This is a genomic window from Marivita sp. (assembly GCF_022763305.1).
In the GTDB taxonomy this organism is placed as follows: Bacteria; Pseudomonadota; Alphaproteobacteria; order Rhodobacterales; family Rhodobacteraceae; genus Marivita.
The window spans coordinates 1-20,949 of sequence record NZ_JALEGT010000092.1 but is presented as its reverse complement, the minus strand read 5'-3'; the positions used below and the strand labels follow the sequence as shown (position 1 = coordinate 20,949).

Annotated in this window: 12 protein-coding genes; all 12 read right to left on the bottom strand. The window is 64.4% G+C overall.

The genetic code is table 11. The features are described from left to right. Positions 1-40: 40 nt before the first annotated feature. Positions 41-1,267: a hypothetical protein gene (locus tag MRY75_RS16415; protein ID WP_292309082.1), complete on the bottom strand. Its 1,227-nt coding sequence runs from the start codon at positions 1,265-1,267 to the stop codon at positions 41-43. Then, the gene (locus MRY75_RS16410; RefSeq protein WP_292309081.1) at positions 1,264-1,818 is read right to left on the bottom strand and encodes an SCO family protein; all 555 of its coding nucleotides are present in this window, start codon (positions 1,816-1,818) and stop codon (positions 1,264-1,266) included. Before MRY75_RS16410 ends, MRY75_RS16415 begins: the two co-directional genes overlap by 4 nt. Beyond that, a complete protein-coding gene (locus MRY75_RS16405) occupies positions 1,815-3,638 on the bottom strand; it encodes a hypothetical protein (protein WP_292309080.1) in 1,824 nt (607 codons plus the stop codon). The genes MRY75_RS16410 and MRY75_RS16405 overlap by 4 nt, the downstream gene beginning before the upstream one ends. Next, a complete protein-coding gene (locus MRY75_RS16400) occupies positions 3,620-11,590 on the bottom strand; it encodes a hypothetical protein (RefSeq protein ID WP_292309079.1) in 7,971 nt (2,656 codons plus the stop codon). Before MRY75_RS16400 ends, MRY75_RS16405 begins: the two co-directional genes overlap by 19 nt. Before the next feature lie 494 nt (positions 11,591-12,084). Continuing rightward, entirely contained in the window at positions 12,085-12,672 is a 588-nt protein-coding gene (locus MRY75_RS16395; RefSeq protein ID WP_292309078.1) for a histidine phosphatase family protein, read from the bottom strand. Then, entirely contained in the window at positions 12,669-13,763 is a 1,095-nt protein-coding gene (locus tag MRY75_RS16390) for a glycosyltransferase (RefSeq protein WP_292309077.1), read from the bottom strand. The genes MRY75_RS16395 and MRY75_RS16390 overlap by 4 nt, the downstream gene beginning before the upstream one ends. Continuing rightward, complete coding sequence (locus MRY75_RS16385; protein WP_292309076.1) at positions 13,760-14,914, bottom strand: phosphotransferase; 1,155 nt, start codon at positions 14,912-14,914, stop codon at positions 13,760-13,762. Before MRY75_RS16385 ends, MRY75_RS16390 begins: the two co-directional genes overlap by 4 nt. Beyond that, on the bottom strand, positions 14,901-16,103 hold the full coding sequence (locus tag MRY75_RS16380) for an aminoglycoside phosphotransferase family protein (protein ID WP_292309075.1): 1,203 nt from the start codon (positions 16,101-16,103) through the stop codon (positions 14,901-14,903). Before MRY75_RS16380 ends, MRY75_RS16385 begins: the two co-directional genes overlap by 14 nt. Further along, the gene (locus tag MRY75_RS16375) at positions 16,100-17,869 is read right to left on the bottom strand and encodes an ABC transporter ATP-binding protein (RefSeq protein WP_292309074.1); all 1,770 of its coding nucleotides are present in this window, start codon (positions 17,867-17,869) and stop codon (positions 16,100-16,102) included. Before MRY75_RS16375 ends, MRY75_RS16380 begins: the two co-directional genes overlap by 4 nt. Beyond that, the gene (locus MRY75_RS16370; protein ID WP_292309073.1) at positions 17,866-19,038 is read right to left on the bottom strand and encodes a glycosyltransferase family 4 protein; all 1,173 of its coding nucleotides are present in this window, start codon (positions 19,036-19,038) and stop codon (positions 17,866-17,868) included. The genes MRY75_RS16375 and MRY75_RS16370 overlap by 4 nt, the downstream gene beginning before the upstream one ends. Then, positions 19,038-20,240 (bottom strand): glycosyltransferase, encoded by a 1,203-nt coding sequence (locus tag MRY75_RS16365; RefSeq protein ID WP_292309072.1) that lies wholly within the window; start codon positions 20,238-20,240, stop codon positions 19,038-19,040. Before MRY75_RS16365 ends, MRY75_RS16370 begins: the two co-directional genes overlap by 1 nt. After that, positions 20,233-20,826 (bottom strand): glycosyltransferase, encoded by a 594-nt coding sequence (locus tag MRY75_RS16360; RefSeq protein WP_292309071.1) that lies wholly within the window; start codon positions 20,824-20,826, stop codon positions 20,233-20,235. The genes MRY75_RS16365 and MRY75_RS16360 overlap by 8 nt, the downstream gene beginning before the upstream one ends. Positions 20,827-20,949 lie beyond the last annotated feature (123 nt).

Sequence of the window (20,949 nt, the reverse complement as noted above, 5' to 3'; positions counted from 1 at the left end):
CTGCTCCAAGCCGCACAAGTCGCGACGCCTTCGAGCCGGTCTAGCGCAGTTGGATCAGGGCAATGTGGTCGGTCCCGGTGAGGGGCACCTGTGTGTAATCAAGGCCGATATCGTCCAGCACGGTATCGGCCAGCGCCTGCAACAGCTTCGCGCGGGTCACATCGCGCCCCGCCGCCTTGAGCGCCTCGGCCAGCATGATCCCCACCTGCTGTGCATGAATGACAAGCGGGTGCACCTGAGCCGCGATTGCGGTGTCGATGATCCGGGGTGTCTCGATTGCGACCATGACCTTTGCCTTTTGGGGCAACGGCATGCGCTGCGCCACAGACTGCCAGGTGATCCAAACCCGTCCGGTCCAGTCAGGCGCGACGTTGAGGTCCGTTCCGGGTAAGGCAATGATGTCCTCTGCGTCATTCGAATGCGATGCGATGGGTCGGCCCGGCGCGGCCAGCGACAGCGCGAGTTCCAGCGCGTGCCGCTCCGCGTCGTCGGACGCGAGTATGGCCACCGGGCCTGTGCCAGCTTCGGCAATGCGTGTCGCCAAGGCGGCATGAAGCGCCTCGCGGCTGGGCGCGATGCCCCGCATTATACTGCTGTCTTCATCACCGGTCAGGGCTCCGATCGGGGCCAGAACCGGTATGCCCCGATTGGTGAACACCGCCGCGGCAGCGACCGAGAGACCGAGAACGGCCAAGCTGTCAGCCTCTCCGTTCGCAGGATCGACCGGCACCAGATTGATCCGGCGACCATAGACATGATCGCCGCCCAACCGATCCTCAAGCGCCTTGGCCAACGTGGTGCGATAGATGCCTGACAGATCGTCGCCGAAAGGCAGGTCCGCGACCCCGATCCGCACCTCGTCAGGGGATACACCCTGCCGCTGCAGATCGTACAGCCGACCAAGGTAATTGGCCAATTGCGCGGTTTCCCCTTCCGACAAGGCGTAGCGTGGCATCAAGCGGCTCAGTTCTCGACCACCGGCGTCCCGCCCCTCTGTCACGGCGCGATGGAACAGCTCGACCGTATAGGCAGGCCGACCGGCGGCGGCGCGCGACAGAAACCGCCAGTCGATGGGCGGCACATCGCCCTCGACCCCTCCCAGAGCGTCGCGCCCATGGCACCTGTGGCACGGAAAGCGCGCGAGCTTTCGTTCCGCGCTCTGATCGGACACCGCAACGGATTGCCCTGTAAACAGATCATGCCCCTCGTCCGCGACTGCCATCCGGGCAGCAAGAACGAGCATCAGCAGCGCGGCGCGGGCACTCACCGGATCAGAGTGCCCACCAGGCCTGCCAGTTCTTCGGGCGAGGGCATGGACTGTGACCGGTAGAATTGCTGCGTGCCCAGGTCACCGACAAGAAAGACGGGTTCGTGCAGGACGATATTCGCGTAATCCGCATCGAACGCCGCCAGCAGCCGGGAGACTTCGCCGGGGCTGCCGGTCAGCCAGGCCCAGCGCTCACTGGCACCGAAAGTGTCTGCCGCCTTGCGCATCTGCGCTGGGGTGTCCCGTCCGGGGTCGATGGTGATCGACATCAGTCGCACGGGCGCCTCGTTGGACAGCATGTCATCCAGGTCGGCCATGACGTCATTGCCGATCGGGCAGATCGACTCGCAGGTGGTGTAGTTGAAGTTGATCACCAGCACCTGTCCCTCGGTCAGAGGGCCATGAAAAGGCTGCTCCTGCGCGTATTGATCGATCAGCGTCACGGGTGGCACCGTCAACCGTTCAATCGCAAAGGCTCCGTGCGACACGTCGCTGGCCAGAGCAGCCGACGCTATCACTCCGACAAGGGGAAGAAGGCTGAAGCGCATCATGGGTCTTTCCTTTCAGAACCGGCTTGGAGGATCAGGGCCGAGCGCAGTGCCAGACCGGCCGGCAGGTCCACGGGCTGAACGACAAACGGGCCTTCATGTGGAAACGTCACCCGGGCGCGCAGCACGCCTGCGTCATCCGCCGTCGCCACCGCCTCTCCGACCCAGCCGGACATCATGCTCGGCACGACAAGGGTCAGACTGGACACGGGCAGCTCGGTTTCGTCCGGCCCGGTCACCTGGAACGCGAGGTCAAAGGGCTGCCCCGCCACCGGGGCCATCGTGGTCTGCGGCGTCAACCGGACCGGCGTGAGGGCCAGTTGCTCCACTTCGCCGCGCACGTGGAACGGCACGCAGGTGGACAACTGGCCGCTATAGGTGGTCAGGATCAGTTCCCGTTCCCCAGCATCGAATGCCCAGACCGTCTCGAAGACACCGGTCTCGATCTCCTGGAAACTGCGATCGACGACATGCACGGACTGCGGAACACCTCCGCGCAGACGGATCGAGTCCATGGGCGGCATCTCCACGGTCGAGGCCACCTCGCCCACCAGCCAACCGGTCTGGAAGCGCGGTTCGACCGCGATCACCTGCGGTGAAGGGAACAGTGGCACGAGCAGCCCGTCGCCCGTACCGGGGCGTTCGGTCTTTGCGCCGAGGTCGATCTTGCGCAGGATCGCCGGTTTGCCAAGTGCCACCGTGGCCAGATCAACCGCACCCAGAAACCCGCCGTCATGGCTGAGGATGAAAGCTGCATTGTCGGTGAAGGTCACTTCGCTGATCGTCGCCCCGGTCAATTCCAGCGACAGCACGACGCGGCCCAGTGCAAGGTCGATGAGCGCCACAATGCTGTCACCGGGTGTGTAGGCCAGCGCGATACGGGCATCGGGTCCGGTTGAGACACGCGCAAAGGATGTGCCCAGCTGGATCATGATCGGGACATCGGGCGCGTCGGCATAGCGCATCTCTGCAACCGCGCTGTCCTTGAGAACCGCCAGCAAGCCGTCTTCGCCCACAATCGTCACATCCGTGATCGGAGCGGAAAATGCGGTGCTCAGAACCGGGTGTCCGGTCACACCGTCGAGCAGCAGGGCCGCGCCTTCGGGCACATATGCCGCAACACGGTCATTTTCGGTGTCGAGCGGGGTCTGGACCACCACCCGCCCTGCCCCGACGGTGATCTTGTCGATCCTACGCCCATCCGGTCCCAGACGCGACAGCCGACCGGCATCATCTCCGATCCAGAGATCACCGCTGCTGACCGCAACCATCGACGCGATGCCACCAAGACCCTCGGCCAGGATCGTGCGATCCGGCCCGGTCAGGCGCGCCTTGACGATGGTGCCGCTGTCCGGATCGGCGACATAGGCGCTCATCTGTCTGGGGCTGACAGCAACCACGCCGGGGTCCATATCAAGCCGATGCGCGGCGACCATGTTCGACGAGTAGAGGTTCAGCTTGGGGTCGATCACGCTCAGCGTGGCATCCCGGTTGACGGTGGCAAGCAGAATACCGTTCAGATCGACGGATCCCACGGGCGTGCGACGGGTCGCGCGGTAGTTCTGTGCGGCGCGTTCGCAACCGGGATTGTCCGGCGCGACAGCGCGCACCCATCCCAGAAGCTCCACACCCCGAGGGGGCAGACCCGTGACCGGATCGGTCAGGCGCACCCGAAGGCGCACCGGCTCGCCATCATCCGCAACGGTGGCCGCGCCGGTGACTGGATCATGCAGGGACAGTTCGGCCAGCAGGCTGGCCTGTGCCCGGCTCTCCCCTCCCGCGAGTGCGGCAAGGCAGGCCGCGATCAGCGCCGCGGTCCGCATGCCGTCGCCTCCGGATCACGGGCCTGTGCCGAGGTCAGCACGTCGAGAAGGCCCCAGACGCCGCCCGCGCGCAGATGCAGTGGCCCGTCGAACCACAGATAGCAGCCCGGTTCCACCGTCTTGGTCAACGACGCGGTGATCGCCTTGCCCGGTGCCAGAAGTGCGGCACGCGGGAAGCCGAAGCCGGGGAAGAGATCGCTGTAATCCTGGGCGATGGTGGCAAAGGCGCGCTGCCGCGCCCGGCCTCCGGGGTGAACGACGTGGACGACCACTTCCTCGCCCGCTGTCGCACGCAGCACCGGCATCGGCGCTTTGGTGCGCGGGGGCAGCTCATTGGGCGACAGGCGCCAGAACGCAGTCCCGAAATCCTTTTCATTGAGGTTGAAATGGCTTTCGATGGGTGACGGGTTGGTGTCCCGCAACCTGACATGGAACGGCTCGCTCAGATAGCTGATGCCCTTGTCACCAAAGTCATAGCTGTCGTCGCAGATCGCGCAGTCCTTGACAAGGCGTTCGTTCGAAGCGCCCAGCTCCCAAAGGTCTGCGGTGTTCCGATCCCGTTGCCCGAGACCATCCTGCCAGAACAGGGTGAACTGGCGGATCCGGTGCTCGCCTTCGCCACCCGGCCCTTTGGCCGTCAGCGAGGAGGTCCACATCGGCGACCAATCGGCCCGCGCGCCCGTGCGCGGCACGACGACATAGCTTTCGCACAGCAGACGGATCGTCCGGTTCGGCAGGTTGCCAAGCTCCTGCCAGCGCTGCGCCTGGGCCGGCCCAAGATCGAATAGGCGCAGCTCGGGCTTGATCGTCAGCCCTGGTGCAACAAGGCGGTTCTCGCAGGTGTCGAAGCGGACCTTGCGACCGCGCGCATCCGAAATCGCCGCGTTCTGGGGCACCACGGTGATCGCGCCGATCAACCCATGCGTGGGATGGCCGATCACGTCGCCAAAGGACTTGAGCGGCAGCGCACCGAACGCGTAAGGGACGAAATGCGTCTGCAGTTGTTTGCGCAGGATCGTGAGACTGTCCTGACCACCAATCTCCGTGTCGAGCCTTTGGTTGAAATCGTTCAATATGCGTGCAAGTTCTCGGTTCTGCGCCGGAGAGCGCGCCGTATCCCTCCGATCAATCAGGGTGCCATTGGCAACGTCTACCGGGTCTCCCGGAATGACAATGGTGTTGGTTGTGACATTCGGCAGCGTGACCGGATCACGGGTTGGCAGACGGATGGTTCCAGCCGGCGGTGCCGCGATCTGCGGCCTCTGATCCAAGTCCCGCAGCACGCCGCTCAGGCCGCCCTGAACGCCGGGGGGAACAGGCACGAGGTCGGCAGGCGGTGCCGTGACCGACGGCTGAAGCGCCCTGCGCAACTGATCGACGCTGTCGCTGCGCTGGTCGCGCAATTGCAGCAGGCTGTCGCCCAGCATGACATCAGGCACCCCGGGGGCTGTCCGTATCGGCAGGTTGGCGATGCCTGCGGGAATGGCGATCCGCTGCCCCAGGTCCTCGATGAAGCTGGCCGGTTGGACCGGTGCCGCGGGTCCCGTGGGTGTCGCGAGATCAGCCACCAGAGGTGTCGGAACGGCATAGCGGTAGTCCGCGAAGGCCAGACCAGCATAGAACTGGAACTGTTCGATCTCGGCCACGCGCGGTGCATCCAGCCGGTTCGTCAAATCCCGGATAGAGAGCGTCGGGTCCCGCTGGTCGGCGGGAATGCCGCTGAGTGCCCAGATCGGGTTGCGCCCGTAAGGACGACCGTAGCTGCTTTGCTTGGTCAGGATCGGCAGGGGCAGCGTGACCGACAGGCGCGCCGACGGCACGACATCCTTGGTCCGGTCCGCATTGGTCAGCATGTGATGCGCCGCGTCATCCGGTTCGGACAGGCCGTCCCATGGGCGTTCGGTGTTGAGCGACGTGATGCCCGGCATCATGGCATCGCCCGTCCCATCGGCCAGCCCGGCGATCCGCCCGTCCTGGTAACGCAGGGCATTCAGGAGCGTGACAAACACGCAATCCCCGGCATTCACGTTCAGCACCAGAGGCTCGGGCTTGTCGTAGAACTGCCGGACGGCTGCGACCACACGCGACAGCGGTATCGCGTCCCAATTGGTCCGATCCTCGATGTCCAGATCAGACACGCTCTTTGGGTCTTCCGGCCGGATCAGCACGCGCGGATCGACCAGTGCAAAGAACAGACCGTCAGGATCGACGAGCGTTTCCGAGTACCGCGTTTGCGGTTGCCGAGGAAAGACGGTGCGGCTTTCGATCGCAACGATGGAGGTGTAGACGTTCGGCGCATTTGCAGGGCATTCGGCCACCGGCTGATAGTCGGGCACATCGGTCTTGCCCCGCACGAAGCGATCCAACTGGTTCAGCTCCGGGCGCAGGTTGGGAAGCCTGCGATCAGGCACGTCCAGCTGGAACCGCTTGAGGATGCGGTCCTGTCGCAGGTCCGGGAGGGCCTGAATGCTGCGCTGCGCTTCCTGTTCGAAGCGTTCGAGCGGCAAGACCCGTTGTGCCGGTTCCTGCAGGGGCTCCTGCTGCGGCTGCTCTGGCACGCCAAGCGAGCGCGGCAGGGCGCGGATCTGCGGATCGATGGCAAGCTCCGGCACCCGGTCGAGGATCGTATCGAGCGGCGCACGCAGCAACCGCGTCGCGCCATTGAGCAGGTCGCGCGGTGGAGCGGCCTCCGGGTTTTCGCGCACCAGTGGTTCGACCTGCGCGATGGTCCGGTCGATCTCTTCCAGAAGGGCCACGTAGGCAAAGTATTTGCGGTTCTCTGCCGCGACACGGATCAGGCCCCATGCCCCGTTCCAAAGCGCATCCTGCGATCCGAAATGGTAGGGCGTGTCCGACACGGCCGTGCGCAGCACAAGCAGTTCGCGCCGTTCCAGCAAAAGGTCGAGCAGGCTCTGAATGGTCGTGATGCGCCCGGGAGCAAACCGGTTGTTGCGCACCTTTTCGCCAAGCCCTCCAAAGTTGTTGTCATAGAGGAAGGCCGCGCGGAATTCGAAATGCTCCGAAATCCCGATCTCTTGCGCGGCAATGCGCCCGTCCGCGTTGAAGCACTGGGCCAGTTGCGCCTCCATGTCCTCCCAGAACGCGCGCTCGGAGGAACCGGCAGGCCAAGCGGTGGCCCCGCTGGCCGCCCATGTGCGGTATTCATCCGGTCGGCCAGCACGGGCCATCCGCACGCTGCTGGCGGCGCCCTGCCAGGTCTCGCAGGTCCGCACCAGCGTATCGAGCGGCGTGATCGCGTCGCGTTCGCTTGTCGCGCTTGGGAACATCTGGTCGATGTTGCGCGGCCAGGTCATTCCTTCGACGGTGAAAGTGTGCTGCACCTCCTGAGCGCCCTGGATCAGGCGGAATTGCAGCGGGTCGTTGTCCAGAGCATGGAAGATCGGCGTGGCGGGATCCTTGTGCAGCAAAGACAGCATCACGTTCGCCGGATCGCCCGCATCGCCGGTTTTCTGCCGGCTGATCTCGCAGCGGTCGGTCACACCGGTCAGCAGCGGTGTCACCCAATCCTCGACCCGTGCCGTCAGGTCACAGGACGACCCCGCGCTGGAATCCTCTCCCAGCCGCAGCGGGAAAGGCTCGCCCCTGTAATTCACCAGATAAGGATCGTGATGGTCGACCGAGATGCTTTCGGGCCGCGCCGGCGGCGAAACCGGGCTTGCCAGAAGCGCCCGTGGTCCGGGCAGATGGCCTGCCGCCTTGGCACGGTATTCCGTCAGATAGGTTTGCAGGTAATCCGGTGCCGACATGTCGGTGCCGTGATGTTCGATGGTGATTTCGTCCAGCAGCGCCGGCGCAAGACCCGCCTGGTGCGCCGGATCGCCCGGTCGCCCCGCAGAGAGCCATGCGGGCGGAAGATCGCCCGGTTCGCCATGCACAGGCGACAGACCGGGGAACAGCATCTTCCATCCGCCACTGTCCTTGGTCAGGGCCGACCCGCAGATATCCGCCATGCGTTGCAACCGGGCATCCACATCGGAAGCCGGTTGCCCGGCCTTTTCAAGCCGCGCCGCTTCGGCTCCGTATCGGGCTTCGCAGGCAAGTGTCAGCATGCCTTTCATGGCCAGGGTGTCTCCGCCCAGCAGCGCCTTTTCGACCGCATCCACCGGCACGTTGTTGCGCGGATCGTAAAGCACCGCGAAGTCGGCGATGGAGAGCGCGAATTCGCGGTAGGATAGCTCGTCGGTATCCACCGGCATCAGATCGACGATGACCTTCCGCGCACCCACGTCATCCGGGCTGGCCAGAACCAGATCCCGATCCGTGCGTGGCGACGTGCAGGTGCCGTCGTCCGGATCGCAGATCTGCGCCGATTGCGGCTCGATCACGAGTGCGGTGTAGAAGCCGTGCTGCTGGATCGAGGACGGGCCGAAATGATCATGGCTGAACACCGTCCGCAGAGTCCTGTCTGCCTTCCCCACCCCACCGCTGTCATCCGGTGCACGCGTGTCCGAGAGGATCGGGTCCGCGAACCAGCGTTGCGTCGTGGTCTGGAACAGCTCGCGATGCTTGGACAGGGTGAAGGTCCAGATCTTGTGATCATAGGCCTCGCTCACCTTCCACAGCTCGGTCTCTGTGTCGAAGGTGCAAAGGTCACCTTTGTCGGCCTCCGAATATTCGCGCATGAGCAGTTCGCCGGGGCTGCGGGTGAAGCTGACAAGGCTGGCCGAGCTGGTGTTCTTGGCCGCACAGATGCGGGCCGCGATCTCGCCCGGAGCGAACGTGCCGTCTTCGTAGTTGAAGCCATTGCCCGACCCGTCCGATGCGGTCACATCGAATTTCACGAGATGGATGTGCTGGCCGATGGTGTCGGTCGGGGTCTTGACCTGGAAATCGTCCAGTTCCAGTTCCTTCGGCAATTCGTTGGTGTGACGGAACTCGATGCATTCGCCGGACAGAGCGCGAAAGAAGAACGGCTCTTCGCTGGCCGTGACCTTTGGCGAAATGCGCCCGCCACCCTGCTTGTAGCCGTCCGATCCGTCGTAATCGCCGGACGCGTTGGTCAGGACATTGATCCGGGCCTGCGGGTCATGCCAGCCCGCGCGATTGGTGATGAGATCCACCTGAACGGCCGAGCCTTCATAGCGCCGGTATCCGACAACCGCGGGGTCCGGTGTGAATTGCGTGTTGCTCAGGCCCTTGAGGAACGGATCACCTTCAAGGACATGCGCACCGCGCTGGATCTCCTGCGCCGCGCCGCCGTCGAGGTAATACAGACGGGGCGGACCGTTGGGGAAATGCGCGCTGTCGGTGCGCTGGTGTTCCACCCAGTTCGACACCTCCGCATCCCCGGCCGGCAGACCACCGGACAGAGGTTGACCACCGGCGACGGTAAGGATCTCGAACTGCGTTCCACCCGAGACAAAGCTGTAGCTGTCGGCGTCGTCACGGACGATCTGGCCGAAGGCAGACGGCGCGCCACAGGGATCGGCAAACGGCGCGCCGGGTTTGGCGGGCGCCCCGTTGACGGTGAAGAGGTTGGCACCGCCCTGCGTCTGGTAGCCGCCACCGATCGTCTGGAAGCTTGATCCGCTGCCATCCGGTGCCAGCACCGACAGCGCCGTGCCGCCGGGAAGAACGCCGTCGTGATGAAACGCCATCGCGGCGCGCTCGATGGGTTCGCCGTCGTATTCCAGCAGGTCGATGGTCAGTGCCTTGAGCTTCATGCTCATGTCGCCAAGGGCAAGGGCCGTTGCGAGAACCTGAGATTGCAACGCCTCGCGTGCGGTTGCGGAGGGGCTAGACAAGGCCGAGGCCAGATCGGGTGTTCCGGTGTCCCTGGCCAAGTCATCGGCAACCTGTTGCGGCAGTTTGAACGGCAGGGCACGGCTGCTGTCATCTGTCACAACATGTCGAGGCATGCCGCCGTCAAGGTATTCGCCGGTGACCTGATCCCCATCAAGCGCGCGGGCGATGTCCATCGGCGCCTGCGGCGGACGGTGGCCAGGCTGTCCGGCGATGTAGAAGGGATATCCCGCAAAGGTCGCGATCTCGTCGACCGGGTCCGCCGTGACGGTGCCCTCTTCGTCGAGTGTCGCGACGTCTTCGGGATAGCTGGGCAGGACCGGCCAAGCCTGTCCCGGCAGCGGAACCAGTGCGGGCACGGGTGTTCCGACATTCTGCCCGCTCAGCCCCGCACCGGGCGCAATCCAGCGTCCGGTTTCCTGATCGACCGATCCCGGCCGCTTGCGCGCCTTGATCTTGTCTCCCATCTCGGCCAACGACAGAACCGGTTCCCACTGGCCATCCGGCAGTTTGCGGGAACCGTCTTCCAGCACGTCATGCACGCGCCAGAGCTCCCACATGCCTTGAGCGAAATGCGGGTAGAGGTGACAGTGGAAGATCGAGTCCCCAACGGTCCTGTTTCGGTTGCCCGAGCCCAGGGTCTCGTACCAGCCCTCCTCACCGGGCAGCCCGCGATGATAGACCTCGAGCCCGCCGCCATAGATGTCGTAGGAAAACCCCTGCTGCGGCGCGACGGTCTGACTGTCGAGATAGGACCCGCGATTGCCGTCATTGCCCGCGAACCATTGATGGGCATGCAAGTGGAAGACATGGGTTTCCTTTGGTCCCGCATGGAAGTTCCGGAAGACGACCGCGTCGTTCAGGTACGAGTGATGCACGTTTGACGGATCGTCGCTGTAATGCTCCAGCAGGGACGGATCGCCATTGGCCCAGGATGTCAGGAAGAATTCCTCGTAAAGACATTCCTGGCAATTCGCAGTCGGGCCGATGCCCTTGCGGTTGGCGATCAGCATGTCGCCCATGCCGCTGGCCCCGTAATTGATCGCGAACCCGTCGCGAACTCCGGCCAGCTGTCCGGCGCCGAAGGCACCCAGCTCTTCAAAGTTGCGGGGGTAAAACGTCTTCAGTTCGTCATGGAAGAACACCGAGAATTCCCGGAACGTGAGTGGCGTGCCCACTTCGCGGTCGTTGCGGTGCACAATGGCGTTGAGGTCGGCATGCACGATGTCGAACACGCCCTCTCCGAAATAGAGATTGGGCTGCTCCTCGCGCAGCGCGTCGTCGACACGGTCCACCCGTGCCAGCATGTTCAAAAGCGGCAGCGACTTTCCCGAAACCGGATCCCGCGCAACCGCCTCATAGCGGCTGGCATCGTCTATATCGGCTGCCCGGATGGCATGCCGAACGCCATTGTCGGCCGCACGCCAGACCGTCCGGAAGGTCGCCTGCGAAACCTGGCTGCGATACCAGCGCGATTGCGCAGGTTCGGCCATCACCGCACCGAAAAGCCCATGAACGAGGCTGCCGCCATCGCCTTGCCCCCCAGACGGCGCGCCGGTGCTGGCCATGAAGAACGGACCTTCGCGTTCAATCCTGTAGTAGCAGTCGATGCCCGTGCCCGGCGGGATCGCCGCCAACCCCTTGCAGGCATCATGTGCCTCGACCACGCGACCGTTGCGCAGGCCGAAGGTGCTCAGACCCTGGATTGCCATGTTCGCGCCACGGGTCAGAGGCCAGTTGCCGTCGATATCGGCTTGCGGCGACCCGTTGGCCGGACGGCAGGACGCCTCACCATGCTGAACCTGCGACGCCGTGCCTTCCGACACGGCGGCCCGCAGGCCGTGGAAGTCCGAGCCGAAGGGCATGCCGGGTTCATTTGCGGATGTCTTGCAGAAGGTCTCGGAATAGCCCGGCGGCTTTTCCCGCAGGAAATTCGTCAGCCGCACATGCAGGATATCTCCCACATTGGCCCGCAGCGTGAGAGGACGGGGTCGTTTGCAGTCGCGCAGGCGCAGCTTTCCGGGCGCCAGATCGGTGCCGTGGCTTTCGATGCCAAGGCTGTCATCGCATTGATCTGCGCTCAGCGCGCGGACCGGTTCGGAGGCGCTGATTACGTCGCGCCGCAACGCGTAGATCATGCCGTAAGGATTGAAGCTGCCAAACCGGTTGTACACCAGCATCTGGTCCATCGCGACAATGTCGGCACACAACGTACGGGAGAACCGACTTCCAGCCTCGCTCTCGTTGACGATGTCGTGAACGTTTTGACACGCTATCGGTTCCGCGATGTTCCGATCTTGTGCATATGCCCATAGAGGCATGAAAATAAACGTTATTATCGACAGGCAATAGAAGACGCGTGCCCCAAGGGGATTGTAAAAGCGACCCATGGCAATACTCCACGGCAAAATTAAAAATCATGGCAGCTTTACCACAGGTTGTGATTCGCTCATAGGCCGACGGAAATGATCATCGGCAAAAGACCGCTCTTTGAAGGCTGCCAAGGTCGTGCACCGGACGGAAATCCCCGGTTCAACCAGTTGGAAAAGCACCTTGAATCGCTGCGCTCATGTCACCGTTCCGAGCGGGCAGACCGGCTGAAAATCATGCCGACAGCCAGAGGAAACCCGCATCAAAACGCCCATTGCCATGGCCCGACGCGTTGTCGGTCCGGATGCTGCCCTTACAGAGACGCGGCACGCGCAAGGCCATCCCTGTCCTGCCGTGCCGGCGCAATGGGGCACTGGATGTGGACCCAGAAGCCGGTTGCAGGGCGATATGCCCGGCTGGCACAGGCTGCCTCGAACGACAGCCCGTGAAGCCGGCCCCAGATCAGGCGGTTGATCCAGAAATGACCCACCACGGCGCTGATCGCGTCGGGCGCATGCGGCAACCCGCGGATGACTGCACCAGCCCTGTCCCAGACATCGCACAGCGCCTCGCCCCCCGGAATCGGGCGGTATGCATGAGCTTTGCGAAGACTCACGCCAAGGGCGCCTTTTTCCCGGCCTTCCAGCACCCCAAAGTCGATTTCGACCAAGGAGGGCGTCACCCGCAGGTCAAGTCCGTGCTGACGGGCCAAAGGCCGGGCCGTATCAATGGACCGGGACAGGGAACTGACGAAGATGTGGGTGAGAGGCAGCCCAGACAGGTCTTCCGCGATACGCGCAGCCTGTTCATGGCCGCGCGGCGTCAGCGGGACGTTGCTGCGGCCGGCATAGCTGTGGCCGCTTGTCGTGGTTTCGCCATGCCGGATCAGGATCACCCTCATGCCGCCATCCGCACGCCTTCATAGGCCTGCGTGATCCGGCCCGCCGTGCGCGCCCAGTCGAACCGTGCGGCGCGCGTCTGTCCCAGATTGATCATAGCCGCGCGCCGTTGACTGTCGGACAAAACCGCCCCGATTGCATCGGCAAGGGCGGTGGGATCCTCCGGCGATATCAGCATACCGGCCTCACCAAGCACATCGGGAATGCCACCGACGCGGCTTGCGACCACAGGCAAACCCGCCGCCATGGCTTCGGCCAGCATCAGGCCGAAACCTTCCCAGCGCGACGGAGCTGCCAGGAGATCAAGTGCGGCAAACATATCGGCCATGTCCTCGCGGTGGCCGGGAAAGCGGAAGCGACCGGTCAGACCGGCCAAGTCGATCCGGGACCAGAGATCAGCGGCAAGGCTTGCATCCTCCCTGTCGCCGATGATCACGAACTGCGCCTGTGGCAGGGTCGAGGCGAGCTCAATGGCTGCATCGACAAAGATATCGACACCCTTCTGACGGCACACCCGACCGACAAGCCCGATCACGGGGCCGCACGCCCCGAGCCCAAGCGCAGTGCGCCCGCGTGCCTTGTCGCCACCGATCACCCGCGCCCGGTCAATCCCGTTCTCGGCCACCTCACAGACAAGCCCGACACGTTCGGCCACATGGGCGGCAACCGATGCGGATACTGCGAATGCGGTATCGGTGATCGCGGCAAGACGGCGCTCCACGCACAGCGCCTCGGCGTCCCACTTGTCGTCGTAGTCGTTGTGGTAATGCGCCACGATCCGGAGTCCGGCCGGACGGAGCATCGCGCCTGCCATACGGCCGAAGAGGTTGGGTCGGTAGGAATGGGTATGCAGGACGTCAATCCCGTGATGATCGAGGAATGCCACCAACTCCGTCATCGCGCTGGCCTTGCTGGCCGTGGTCGCGACCCGGATGGGGATGTCCGGGCTGACGGGTGTCCCCTGCCCCGGCTTGAGATAGAAGACAAGAGGCGCAATGCGCATCGGGTCGCTGTGCCGGATCAGCGCGTCCACGACCCGTGGCACACCCCCATGCCCCGGCGAATTGAGCACATGCGCCACACGCAACATCATGCAAGCCGCCCGAGGATGGCGCGGATGGCGCTGTCCGTGTCGGGTCCGGGGCGCTGCGCGTAGAATTTCGGAAGCCGGACAGCGACAATGCCGAGACACCAGTCAAAGGACGTGCCAGCCGCGCTCCGCACCTGCGCCGCAGCGGCCTCGGCGAATTGGCTTGGGAAGCGACTCTCTTGTTCGGCCTGCCAAATCCGCCCGAAGAGCTGTGCCAGATCGTAGTCCGGCAGGCCAAGTGACACGCTTTCGGTGTCGATCAGAGTTGTCTGGTCCGGATCGAGCACAACGTGTTCGAGTTTCATATCCGCGTGGATGGGCCGCAACGGGGCGTCGGGACGGCGTTTTTCGAGGTTGCGCAGAATGCTGGCGACATCCGACAGGCAGTCCGGAGCCGTGATGGCCACGAAATCCACGCTCTCGCGGGCGCGCGCCAGAAGCATCTCGGGGTCCAGCGTCCGACCGCATGGGATCGGTGCGGCCCAGAAATGGCGCAGCCCCGCGATGGTGCGGTCAAGTGGTGCGAGGCTGGTGATGTCGGAGACGGCCTGATCGAGCGGCAGGCCCGGTGCGCTGCCATATGCGACGGCCCCGAGATCCCTGTCGATCCCAAGGACCGGCGCGACCGTGGTGCCTGATGACGCCAGCGCATCCTGCATTGCCCGGTTGGCAGTCTGCAGACGCTGCGGATCATCGTCATTGATCAGCTTCACATAAACCGGGTCCGGTCCATCAATCGCACACCGAAAGGTACAGGACAGTCCCGGCCGGTAACGGAGAAGGACAGGCACTCCGCAGGCTCGGCGGCCTGTCATTTTTTGCAGAACCGACTCGTAATCTGCAAGAAACCTGCGGATCTGCGGCATCCGGTGGTCCTGCGGAAACGCCTCGAACAGGGCTGCCGTCTCCGGGTCGAAAGAGGAGGCCATGCGATTGCGGCGGGCGATGCGCCGACCCTTGTCACCGCCAAAGAACCACAGGGTCCCTTCCGCGCTGTGCCCATTCTTCCATGTAGCCACATGCAGGATCGCCCGCTTGCCGGGCCGGTAGCGCAGGCGCAGCAGGTCCACCTCGTCCGCGCCTGTGATGGCGCGCAAGCGATCCCCGCTCAGGTCGGCGAGCCCCGGCAGATGCGCATCTTCAATCCTCAGCATCGGCCTGCGCCTCTTCGATCAGTCGATCCAGCACCGCCTCGGGTGTTGAGGTAAACGCATAGATCATGGCCAGCCGGAACAGTGCCGCGCGGCGCCAGAGCCCGATCCCGGGCAGATCGAACGCTGACCGAAGCGGTGCTTCGTCCTGACCTGCAAGGACCAGATGCGCCAGCAGATTGCCCACATCCAGCGCCGGGTCAGACAGGCACAGCGTGTCGAAGTCCAAAAGCCCTGCAACACCGTCCGAGACCAGTATCTGCTTCTCGTGCAGGTCCCGGTGACAGGGGCGTGGCGTGGCCGAAGCCTGTTGCAGTGCCGCCATCACCGCGATCAGGTCCGGCGCGATGCGTCGGGCGATCTCGGGCTGCCCGATGCGGCACCGCTCCAGCCACAGGGACAGCAGGCGCGCCTCATCGGTGCCCGAATGCACTGGAAGTCCAGCCAGTTCGAGCCCCTGAAGTGCTGAGACGGCGCGGGCAACCGATCCGACGTCCCGTGCTCGAAGGTCTGCGGGATCCCCCGGCAGGACGCCGAAAACCGCAGCACCGATGTCCGGCAAGGCTCCCAAAGGCTCGGGAATGCGGAGGTCCGTCTGACGCGACAGGCTGTGCCACAGCGCATGGTGGCGCTTGAGGCGCATATCTCCATCTTCGCTCTTGATGGCGCGGAGCCGGACAAAGACGTCGAGACCCGCCCCTCTGATGCGCACCACGGCGCGCTTTCCCAGCCGATGCGCAACGAGATCGACGACAACCGGCCCAACCTCTGTGCCAAAAAGGTTTCGCAGGGCCGCGCGGGCAAAGACCGGATCGTGCAGCAGACGCAGCCCGGGAAGGCGCTCGTCCAGCCCAGGCTTGCGCAAGACCAGCCCCATCGCTTGGGACGCGACCACCGACGTGGCGTGGAGGCCCGGGCGCTGGCCGTTGCGGCTCTTGCCGAGACTTGCCCGGATGCTCTCGACATGCGCCCCCGGCGCAATCGGACACTCTTCCGCGAACACGGTTTCGTGCCGGCCATCCGGAAACGCAGCGCATAGAACCTGCTGAACCGGTTTGTTGCCTGGGAAATGCGTCCGCTCGAGCGTGATCGACGCAGGCTGTTCGCCAAAGACCTCGCACATCGCTGCCATGAGGCCCGGCGCCTGCTGCGGGCAGTCGATCCGCTCAAGAAGGTCCAGCGCACGCGTCATGCCGAAAGGCTCCGCCTTGCGTGCGTGACCTCGGTCAGCTGCCCCCCTTCGACCCGCAAGATGCGATCCGCCAGAGACAGGGTCAGGTCGTCATGAGCGACAAGAAGGGTTGTACGTCCGGCGGCGGCGCGGCGCAGACTGGCCAGCAACCCCCGGGCCGTGACCGGATCAAGCCCGGTGAGTGGTTCGTCGAGGATGAGGATCGGTGCATCCCGCAGGATTGCCCGTGCAATGGCGATGCGCTGGCGCTGCCCGCCTGACACTGTCTCGCCCCGCTCGCCCAGAACGGTGTCATACCCTTCGGGCAGGTTGCGGACAAACCCATCGGCCTCGGCGGCCTTGGCAGCGGCGATGATCTCGTCCTCGGTCGCGTCCAGTCGGCCATAGGCAATGTTGTCCCGCACGCTGGTGCCGAACAGAACGCTGTCCTGCAAGACAACCGCGATGCTGCTGCGCAGACTGTCGAGGGTCACGTTCCGGATGTCCTGCCCGTTGATGCGCACGGTGCCATGGGTCGGGTCATAGAACCGCATCAAGAGCCGCGCGAGCGTCGACTTGCCCGCGCCGCTTGGCCCTATCAGCGCCGTGACTTCGCCGGGATGAAGGTCGAGCATGACGCGATCGAGCACAGGGACGGTCGCGCCGGCGTAGGCAAAGCTGACCTCGTCAAACCGGATCGAACCATGGCTCGGGTGTTTGAGCGGTTTCGCATCCGGGTTCTCGGCGATGTCCGGCTGCAGATCGAAGATCTCGAGCAGACGTTCCCCGCTGGCCGTGGCCTTGGCAACCCGAGCGGTCATCGCAGCCATCTTGCGGATCGGTTTGTAGAGGGAGGACAGGTAGGCTGTGAAGACCAGAAGATCGCCCGGGCTGATCGCGCCCGCGCGCACCTGCGTGACACCGAACCAGACAACAACCGCCGTCCCTAAAGCCAGCAGAACCTGCGTGACGCGGTCCATGTTTGCGGCCAAACGTGTGGTCACAACCCCGGCTTCGGCGGACGAGTTGTTCTGCTTGGCGAAGCGCGCCTCTTCGTAGGACTCGCGGGCAAAGCCCTTGACGACAGTGATGGCCGAGATGCCTTCGGTCATCACCACGGCAATCTTGCCTTCCTTGCGGCGCTGTTTGCGCGCAGCACCCTTGATGCGCTTGCCGAAATGACGGGAGACCAGCCAGAGCGCCGGAAGGATCGTCAGAGCCACGAGCGTCAGCCGCCAGTCCATCCAGAGCATCACGGCGATGGTCAGCAGGATCACCAGACCACGCGCAGCGAAAAACACGACCGCATCAATCAGCAGATCGCGCATCATCCGCACGTCGCCGGTCAGCCGCGCGATGATATCGCCTGACGACGCGGTGTCGTGAAAGGAATGGGACAGACGGTGGACGTGACGGTAAAGATCCAGCCGGATTGCAGCGACCACCTTCTGACCCACGGCCGCAATCAGGTAGGCCTGGGCAAAGCCCATCGCGCCTCCAAGAAGCGCGATGCAAAGGATGGCAGCCGCCATCGCCCCCAGAAGCGCGTCCCCGGTACCGAAGACGGACAGCAGCCAGCCGGTGACGGCATCGGGGTTGTCCTGAGGAATGAGAATGCCATCAAAGACGACCTTGATCGGCCAGGGCCGCATGATTTCCGCCAGCGCGACGCCGATCATTGCCAGAAACCCGAAGGTCAGCTTGCGACGGTGGTCGCCGAGATGCGGGCCCATGCGCCGGAAGAGACGGCGCAGTGCGCCAACCTCGATCTTGCGGTCGCGGTTCATGCGGCGGCCCTCCGGCTTTGAGCGATCTCGACCACACGGGCCGCGTTGCGGGTCCAGTCGTGGCGCGCGCCTTCGGCAGCGGCGGCGGTGGACATGCTTGCGCGACGCTCTGGATCGGCAGCAAGCTCGCGAAGCGCAGCCGTCAAGGCCGTCGCATCCCCCGGCGGGATCAGCCGCGCGGCCCCTGTTCCGGACAGAAGCTCGGCCGTCTGACCGATGTCACTGGCCAGCACGGGCCGACCCATCGCCAGATATTCGAACAGTTTGAGCGGGGAAAAGTAGTGATCCTCGGCCGCTGGATAGGGCGCGGTCGCCACGTCCATCCGGGCGATCAGGCCCGGCAACGCCGCGTGATCGACCCAACCGGCCATGGTCACGGCATCCTCAAGCTGCGCGCCCGCCACATAACCGTCGATCCAACCTCGTTTCGGGCCATCGCCGCAGATCAGCAGATGGGCACGCGGCTCGACGGCCTGAAAATCTCGGAACGCCTGCATCAGCGTATCGACGCCGTGCCACATCTTCAGCGACCCGGTGAACCCGACGACAAAGGCATCGGACGGAATGCCGGGCAGTTCGGTTGCGGGGATGCCGGGATGGAACTGCGCCGTGTCGACGGCGTTCCCGATCACGTGCACGCGGGACGCATCCGCGCCCGCGCTGACGAGATAGTCCGCCATCTGGCGCGAGACCGCTGCGAGAGCATCGGACCGGGCCAATACCTCGGCTTCCATGGCGCGGGCCTCGGCCTCACAGACCAGCGACCGAAAGGCCGCCTGTTCCAGCAGGAGCGGCGCATTGACTTCTGTCACCACCGACACACCCAGCCGGCGCGCGGCCCGACACCCGGCCGCAGACCAAAGCGAATAGCGTTCGTAGATCAGATCAAACGGCCATTCGCGCCAGAGCGACAGAAGACGCGCCTCGATTGCATCGGCCTGCGCCATGGCGGCGCGTTCCTTTTCGGCACGATCCGTGCCTGCCACCCGCGACTTCACTTCTTCGACTGCAAGAGCGGTATCGTCGCCTTCGCCGCGCCGGGCCGCCACCACCCGGACCTCGTGACCCAGTTTATCAAAGGCGCGGATCATTTCCTGGATATGGATCGACGCCCCCTTCTCTCCGAACACGGGGATGCCGCGATCAGCAGTAACATAGGCAATACGCATCAGGCGGCCTCCTGTCCGGCGCGGGCAGGATCGCGCAAGAGCCTGCGCAGGGTTCCGGCATTGGTGGTCAGATCGAACAGACGTTCGGCACGTCGGCGGCCTGCAGCTCCCATCACCTGTGCGCGTTCGGGGAGCGCAAGCACGTCTTCCAACGCATCCGCCAGCGCGGTGGCATCCCCTGGCGCACAGAGCCGCCCGGTTATACCATCCTCGACGATTTCCGGACCACCGGACGTTGTTGTCGTGACGACAGGCAATCCCCGCGCCATGGCTTCGAGCAACACCGTCGGCAGCCCGTCGCGATCACCGCTGTCAGTCACCACGCAGGGCAGCACAGCCGCCTGCGCTTTACCCATCGCGTTGATCAGCGCCTCTTGCGGAAGCGGGCCATCCATCGCGACACAGTCCTCGAGCCCCAATGCCGCGCGCTGTGCGCGCAAGGCCGGCTCGAGCGGTCCGGACCCGATCAGCGACACCGTGAATGGCACCGTTCGGGCCTTGAGCTCCGCACCGGCCTTAAGCAGCACGTCAAAGCCCTTCTTTTCGACCATCCTGCCAACGGCAATCAGATGCCCGGGTATCTGCGTTGCGGGATCGACCGGCGCGAAGGCGTCAAGATCAATGCCGTTGTACAGCCGGATGATCCGGGCCTCAGGGCACAGACGGGACAAAGCGCGCGCATTGTAATCGGAGACGGTGGCCACAAAGGCCGCCTCCCGCATCTTGGCGCGGCGCATGTCAGCGTCAGCCTCGGGCGTCACATAGGTGTGGTAGATATCCTTGGCGTGAGCGGTGAACGAATAGCTGCCCCCCACCTCCCGTGCCGCAAGGCACGCGACAATCGTGGTATCCGATCCGAAATGCGCATGAAAATGCGTGATGCCACGGGCCAATGCGTCCAGTGCCACTGCCTTTGCCTTGCGCTGCAGCGCGCCGATCTCCTGCGCGGTCTTGCCGGAATAGAGCGCCGCATCTCCGGGTGCTGCAACTCCGTCCGGGCCGCTGCCCAGCGCCTTGAGGATCTGCACCTTTGCCTTCAGCTGCGCCAGTCCGGCATGACGGGGCTCTTCCGGAGGTGCCAGAAGCGAATAGACCTGCGTCGTCGCTCCTGCGGCCTCGTGCGCCAGCAATTCATTCAGGATGAAGGTTTCGCTGAACCGCGGAAACCGCTTGAGGATGTATGCGATGGGTGCGTCAGGCATGGGTACGCTCCGGTTCTGCACGTCTGGATTGGGTACAGAGCGATGCCAGAACGCGGGCTGCGGTCTGCACTCCGTTGGTGTTCAAGGGATTGGGCTTTGCGGAGCGCGGGATTCGGCGCAACAGCCGCGCAATGCTGGCAGCGCTGAGATCCTCACGACGCAGGTAATGAGCAAGACCCGCGCGCTCCAAGGCCTCGGCCCGCAGCCGTTGCTCGGCTGATGGACCAAGGCGCGGCACGGTCACGATGGGACAGCCCACCGCGAGCGCCTCGTTGATCGAATTGTACCCGGCCATGGTGATCAGCAGGTCCGAGTGCGCCATACGGGACGGCAGATCCGGGACATGTTCGAGTACCTCGACGCCGTTCAGATGTCCGAGACGCATCGCCTCGGTCTGCAGTTCCCGGTCCATCAATGGTCCGGTGATCACGGTCATCTCGGGCCGTTTGCGCCGGGGCAGTTCCGCCATCGCCAGGATGGCAGCGGAAATCATCGGAAAGGCGTCGCGTCCGCCACCGCCGGAGACAAGGACACGATTGGGCAGCGCCCCCCGACCAAGGCGGGGGTGCGCGCGGGCGGTGGTCACAATCCCACAATCGGTGACGCACCCCGGTTTTATACCCGTCCTCCTGAATTGACCTGACTTTTTGTTAGGCCGATTCACTCTGCCACATGTTGAACAGGGCAGCGGCTGGTACTGTTTGATTAT